General features: G+C 54.9%; 2 protein-coding genes. Both read left to right on the forward strand.

What is annotated here, in order from left to right; genetic code table 11:
• Positions 1–1,548: HsdM family class I SAM-dependent methyltransferase (locus tag G3436_RS25985; RefSeq protein ID WP_163951123.1), on the forward strand; the 1,548-nt coding region annotated here is incomplete at its 5' end.
• Positions 1,541–1,896 (forward strand): restriction endonuclease subunit S domain-containing protein (locus G3436_RS28100; RefSeq protein WP_476644186.1); only part of this gene is annotated, 356 nt, incomplete at its 3' end. The genes G3436_RS25985 and G3436_RS28100, both read left to right, overlap by 8 nt.

Here is a 1,896-nt window from a genome sequence, read left to right on the forward strand (position 1 = left end):
GCCCACATCCGCCCCGGCTCCACCCTCTCGGTGGACGAATTCGCAGGCAGCCGCTTCGACTTTATGCTTTCCAACCCGCCCTACGGTAAAAGTTGGGCCAGCGAGCAGAAGTTCATCAAAGACGGCGGCGACGTGATCGACCCGCGCTTCAAGGTCAGCCTCGCGGACTATTGGGGAAACGCCGAGTTGCAGGACGCCACCCCGCGCTCCAGCGATGGGCAGTTGCTGTTTCTGATGGAAATGGTCAACAAAATGAAAGCTCCCGGCGACAGTGGCCTCGGCTCGCGCATCGCCTCAGTGCATAACGGCTCCAGCCTGTTTACCGGCGACGCCGGCGGTGGCGAGAGCAATATCCGCCGCTACCTGATCGAAAACGACCTGCTCGATGCCATCATCCAGTTGCCCAACAATCTGTTCTACAACACCGGCATTACCACCTATATCTGGCTGCTCTCCAGCAACAAGCCGGCGCAGCGCCAAGGCAAGGTGCAACTGATCGATGCCAGCATGCTGTACCGCAAACTGCGCAAAAACCTCGGCAACAAAAACTGTGAATTTGCCCCCGAGCATATCGAGCGAATTACCCAATCTTACCTCGACCTGGCCAGCGTCGACCGCCCGGCTGGTGGCGACGGCATCGCCGCGCAAGTGTTTGATAACCGCGACTTCGGCTACCACAAGGTCAGCATCGAACGGCCAGACCGGCGCAAGGCGCAGTTCAGCGCAGAGCGCATCGAAACCCTACGTTTCGACAAGACCCTGCGCGAACCCATGCAGTGGATTTACCAAGAGTGGGGCGAAGCGGTGTACCAGGATGCCACCTTGGGCACCCATGAAAAAGCCATCCTCGCATGGTGTGAAGAACAAGGCCTGGAGCTCAACGCCAAGCAGCGCAAAAAGCTGCTGAGCCTGGAAACATGGGCCAAGCAGTCCCTGCTAGTCACCGTGGGCAACTACCTGATGCAAGCCATCGGCAGCGAGGAATATGACGACTTCAACCTCTTCGCCAAACAGGTGGACAAAGCGCTTAAACAACTGAACAAAGAGACCGGCATCAAGCTCGGTGCCAGCGAGCGCAATCAAGTGCTCAATGCAGTGAGCTGGTACGACGAAAACGCCTCCAAGGTCATCCGCAAGGTGGAGAAATTCGACAGAGCCGAGCTGGCCACCCTGCTGAAGCGGCTGGATTGTCGCGAGGCCGACCTGGCCGATTACGGCTACTATCAGAGCGACAAGGCCGGCGAATTTATTACCTACGAATCCAACAGCGACCTGCGCGACAGTGAAAGCATCCCACTGGCCGACACCATCCACCGCTTCTTCAAGATCGAAGTGCAGCCCCATGTGCCAGAAGCCTGGATCAATCTGGAGTCGGTAAAGATCGGCTACGAGATTAGCTTTAACAAATACTTCTACAAGCACCAGCCACTGCGCAGCATGGATGAGGTGGCGCGGGAGATTGTGGCGTTAGAGCAGAAGGCGGAGGGTTTGATTGCGGAAATTTTGGGGTTGGACTTGAAGGATGTGTCGGGGGTGGCCAATGGTTGATGTGGCGTCCGACAGCAATTGCTATGGGTTACTTAAGGACTCTGGCGTCGAGTCATTAGGCGTTATTCCACAGCATTGGAAAACATCAAGATTTCGTAATCTTTTTTCCTTTGACAAGGGACTTAATATAACCAAGGACGATCTTCAAGATACTGGAATTCCATGCATCAATTATGGAGAGGTTCACTCACGATTTGGCTTCGAAGTCAACCCAGATAATCACACCCTTAAGTGTGTGCGCGAGGAGTTTCTGAAGAACAACCCCGACTCCCTTCTGCGCATTGGCGACTTTATATTTGCTGATACATCTGAAGACATTGATGGCTCTGGAAATTTTTCGCAGCTAAC

It is taken from the genome of Pseudomonas brassicae, from assembly GCF_010671725.1.
GTDB classification, from domain to species: Bacteria; Pseudomonadota; Gammaproteobacteria; order Pseudomonadales; family Pseudomonadaceae; genus Aquipseudomonas; species Aquipseudomonas brassicae.